Raw genomic sequence first — 4,800 nt, 5'->3', positions numbered from 1 at the left:
GGAGAGAATTCTCTTTCCTGTTCCTTTCATCTCACATTTCCTTTCTTTCAACATATTGTCTGCCACGGTCAACAGAGAAAAGACCGCAAAACTGTCCGTCAAATCGCTTTCAAAAAAAGATGCACATAGTATAACATAGTCCCTGGGGAAGTCATGCCTGAAAACAATGTTGTAACCGTTCATTTCATTCATAATGATATTAAACAGTTACCCATTTTCCACAAAAAAGTCTGCAGCCATACCCTTCTTTCGCAAGAATCAGATACAACTACAGACAAAAATGTCTTCAGACTGAAACAACAGATTAACCTACCACTGCTTTCCCATCTTTTGGAGTTCTGCTTTCTTCGGAAGCTCTTCACCAACTCTCCCAGCAGGTTTCCTGACTTACAGATCAACGCTTTGCCAAACCTTCTCACATGGATCTCCCACGCAATGGCTGCCTTCGAAAATCTCCGGCATATGACATCACTCCCTGCTTACAGTGACCGGATCGCTCAGGACTCTCACCTGATTCCCTATTATCCTCGCAACTACAATCGTTTTGAGGCACTGGAAAACTCTGTCAAAGCCTAGTATAACAAAGAACCATTAGATGTCAAGTTCTTGTCCGAAAATTCACTTGCTTGGCGGTAAGAGGGGCATACCCTGATCAACTTATCGCCTTCTTCCAAAACACAGAACCGGAGCCGCCCCTGGCGGGACTGACAGCCTTTTGCTGGTGCTTTTAGCAAAGATGAGATCCGGCACCTACGTAGACTTTCGCGAGGGTCCGCTGACCCTCGTGAACATAGTCGAAGTTGGTGACTAGTACATCGTTTCGTAAATAACTGTATCCTTCACGTAGGATACGGATTCGAGTGTGCAGTTCAAAAAACGTAGGCGTAGCGGGCTACGCTGAGGCTTTTTAAACTGTGCAATCGGATTCGTAGACAAGTGAATGATACAGTTATTTCGAAAACGATGTACTAGCTCAGCTTTGCGTTACCAGCGGTTGTCAGTCCCACCAGGGGCGGCTCCGGTTCGTCCTCCTTAGACTAACCCGACATTTTCAAAGAGTTCCTAAACTCGAACCCAAACCATCATCTCATTCTCCCCTCTGTTTGCCCAGGTATAATAAGGAACAAACTTCAGTTCAACAGCTTCCTTCTCCTTTCTCTTATACACATGATACAGCTCTCCATCCTTTTTTGCTGTATCCACAACACGGAACCCATTCATCTCCACAACTTTCACCGGATTACCACAGATCTCACTGTCCTTGATCTCATACTTACCATCCGGATTCACTTCTAAAAGATGCAGATCCTTACCATTATCCACTTCTTCCAGACAGTACACGATCGGTCCACGTAATACTGCAACTTTTCCTGCATCCTCACGTACCTTCTCATCTGCCTCCATCAAAAGCAGCGGCATGGAAAAATGAAGTTTCAGAACATCTTTTTCACTCCAGGCTTTCTTCACATACAGATAACCGTCCTTTTCAGACATTTCATCCTTCTCAATGCCATCTACAGTATAATTTCCACCACACCAGTCCGGAATACGAAGTGCCAATACAAAATCTGTATCCTTTGCTTCCACAGCGATCTCCACATTTCCATCCCATGGCAGTTCCGAAGTAATTGCTACATTCGCATCCTTATCTCCCACCTTTTTGGTCAGTTCACTGCCCATATAAAGATGTACAAATAAAGTATCCTCCTTCTCTGTATATGTATAAGAACCGATAGAACTTACCAGACGAGCCAGGTTCGGCGGACAGCATGCACATCCAAACCATTTCTGTCGAACCGGTTTTACATGGAATTTTCTCTCATCTTTGTGGCTGGCCTCCGGCAGAACTTCCAAAGGATTTACATAGAAGAAACTCTTTCCGTCCAGAGCCATTCCACTTAGGATTCCATTGTACAAAGCTCTTTCCATAACATTGGCATATTTTGCATCCGGCTTGATCTCAAGCATTCTTCTTGCAAAGAAAACCAGACCGATGGAAGCACAGGTTTCTGCATATGCAGTATCATTTGGCAGGTCATATGGATAAGAAAATGCCTCACCGATCTGTGTACCACCGATGCCTCCGGTAATATACATTTTTTCATTTGCCATACTGTCCCAGAGTTTTTCACAGGATTGATACAAGGTTTCATCTTCTGTCAGTCTTGCAATATCTGCCATACCGGAATACAGGTATACGGCACGTACTGCGTGACCTACTGCTTCATCCTGCTGGCGTACCGGCAGATGAGCCTGGTTATAAAAATAACGCAGGTCGTTTTCATGGCCTTTTTTCACTTCTTCCGGATGCTCTTTATCAAAATAATAAGGTCGTTTTCCACGCTCATCGATAAAAAACTTGCTCAATTCCAGATATCTTGGCTCTTTTGTCACCTCATAGAGACGTACCAGTGCCATCTCTGCAATCTCATGTCCCGGATATCCCTTACATTTTCCTTCTTCCGGACCAAAATGAGCTGCTGCATAATCTGCAAAACGAGCTGCTGCTTTCAACAATTTGTCTTTTCCGGTAGCTTCATAATATGCAACGGCTCCCTCGATCAGATGACCCATACAATACAGTTCATGATGATCCTTCAGATTTGTGAAAATCTTATCTTTTCCGTTGATAATATAATAAGTATCCAGATATCCGTCATCCTGCTGAGCTGCACACACGATATCGATGGCTCCGTCTGCGATTGCCTCCAGCTTAGGATCCGGATGCTGGGTCAGAGAATAACCGACTGCTTCGATCCATTTGGAAAAATCTGAATCCTGGAATACAAAACCATAAAACTTATCTTCCGGATGATTCGGATCTTCTGGTAATGATTCAAATCCACGGAATGTATATTTTGGTTCTATAAAAGCTTTGCCCTGCTCTTTTCTCTCTTTATTCTGTTTTCCCGCTACTTTAAAGTTTCGCATACAGAAACTGGGAGCTGCTCCCTCCACCTGGTCATTCAGGGCTGCCCACTGATACGGAATCACTTCCTTACGTACTACTTCCATCTCCTGCTTCCAGAATTTGTCATTGATCTTCATGCTGCGCAGTGACAGCGGACGAGAATACATATTTTTCTCCATTTGCAATACCTCCTGTTTCCGATTATACTTATGGTACGGATTTTTATTATTTCGTAACTGTCAGTATCGTCGCAGTTACTTATTTTTGACTTTGTAACTGTTCAGTACCTGGCATTATACTAATACAACGATCGATTTTATAACATTGCCCGGATGGAATCCGGCATGTATAAATTGGAAAGGTGGTACCATGTTATATCTTGAGAAAATGAAAATGCATACAATTACCAGCGGAAACTATGTAACCTCTGTCCATGGTATGGTGCATCCTAACCGAATCATCGGCGAACATGATTTTTTATATATCCTGGACGGTACCTGGGAAATCTGGGAGGATGATACTTCCTACGCTCTGCAAAGTGACGATCTTTTGATTCTCACTGCCGGAAGACATCACTACGGAAAAAAGCTGTGTAACCCGGGTAACCGCCACATGTATGTTCATGCACTGCCTACCGATGTTGAAAAGAAATATAACCATCTATACCCATCTGCAGTGAATCCTTCGGAAGCTTTCCAGCTTTTTTCCTGTTCCAGCCTTCTCCACTGTCAACATAATCCAAAAGTCCGTCAATATATGCAAGAGATCATCTCTGTCTCCTGGAGTCACGATCCGGAACGCGAAAACAGACTTTCCCTTCTGTTCTCTCTTTTTCTGTGTGAACTTTCTCGGCTGGAAGTACAAAAAAGCAGCCTGACTCCCATCGATCCCATGATTGAAGAGATTATCAGGCTGATTCATTCCACGCCACAGACTTTCTTTACTGCTGGAGAAATAGCTTCCCGGTATTATATCTGCGAACGTACCTTAAACAATCGATTTCATAAGTATTGCACAAAAACCTTTCCTGCTTTCCAGATGGAAACAAAACTGGAAATGGTCCGGCAGTTTCTGCTTACCCAGCCGGATACCAAGCTGCGGGAAGCTGCCATCAACTATGGCTTCTGCGATGAATTTCATCTGAGCAAGGCCTTTAAAAAGCACTTTGGATTATCGCCCTCTCAGTACCGGCAGCTTCACGGTTGAATATTCATCTTTTCTTCCAGTTTTTTTACTGTATACGCAACTTTTTCCTTTGTATCCTCCCTGCTGTAGGGTACCCGTTCTGCGATCCGCCGGATATAATCCTGCTCCTTTATGATCTGATAAGTCTCCGGAAAATTAATGTCGAAGTACAAAGCAAGATACGACATCCAGTAATCCATTCCGGTTTTTCGATCTGCGGAGAGGACAGATTCTTCTGCCTTGCAGGACTCCCACACCTTTGGGGATATGGGGCTTGCGCCCACTGTCTTTTCATCCATATCCAGAAGTGTTTCCATGGATTCTTCCAGTTTTACTCTGCAGTTATCCAGCTTATCCGCATCCCTGATCAGTCTGGCATGCAGCAATGTCCGTTCATCTTCTATACCTTCCAGCTTAAAGTCACTGTGTTTTGCGATTGCCACACAGATCAGCTGATCAAAGGACGGATCTTTTACAAACCGACGAATCATCTGCTCCGGTCCAAAAAGAAGATCTGCTCCGTATATCGCATGATCCATAGTCCCCGGCTCAAAGCTGTGAAATCGTTTGATCTGCTCAAATCTTCCTATATCATGAAGCAGGCCAATGATCTTGGCCAGCTGAACGTCTTCCTCTCTCAGATGCATCCGGGTAGCAATCTCCTCTGCGGCATCCACCACACAATAGGTATGTACGATTTTCAG

General features: G+C 44.0%; 3 protein-coding genes and 1 riboswitch. Of the genes, 1 reads left to right on the top strand and 2 read right to left on the bottom strand.

Annotated features, from left to right (window positions below):
* Positions 1 to 355: 355 nt before the first annotated feature.
* Positions 356 to 572: riboswitch (cobalamin riboswitch) on the bottom strand.
* 490 nt (positions 573 to 1,062) lie between these two features.
* The gene (locus MSA64_RS01090; RefSeq protein WP_277663687.1) at positions 1,063 to 3,090 is read right to left on the bottom strand and encodes a glycoside hydrolase family 127 protein; all 2,028 of its coding nucleotides are present in this window, start codon (positions 3,088 to 3,090) and stop codon (positions 1,063 to 1,065) included.
* A 190-nt stretch (positions 3,091 to 3,280) separates the two neighbouring features.
* Here MSA64_RS01090 and MSA64_RS01085 point away from each other — a divergent pair, with 190 nt between their 5' ends.
* A complete protein-coding gene (locus tag MSA64_RS01085) occupies positions 3,281 to 4,117 on the top strand; it encodes an AraC family transcriptional regulator (RefSeq protein ID WP_287890185.1) in 837 nt (278 codons plus the stop codon).
* Here MSA64_RS01085 and MSA64_RS01080 read toward each other — a convergent pair.
* Positions 4,108 to 4,800: HD domain-containing protein (locus MSA64_RS01080; RefSeq protein ID WP_287890184.1), on the bottom strand; the 693-nt coding region annotated here is incomplete at its 5' end. The two genes, MSA64_RS01085 and MSA64_RS01080, sit on opposite strands and share 10 nt — an antisense overlap.

Source organism: Oliverpabstia sp. (assembly GCF_022785585.1).
In the GTDB taxonomy this organism is placed as follows: domain Bacteria; phylum Bacillota; class Clostridia; order Lachnospirales; family Lachnospiraceae; genus Oliverpabstia; species Oliverpabstia intestinalis.
The sequence above is the reverse complement of the archived record's forward strand: the minus strand, read 5'-3'. Positions and strand labels throughout refer to the sequence as shown.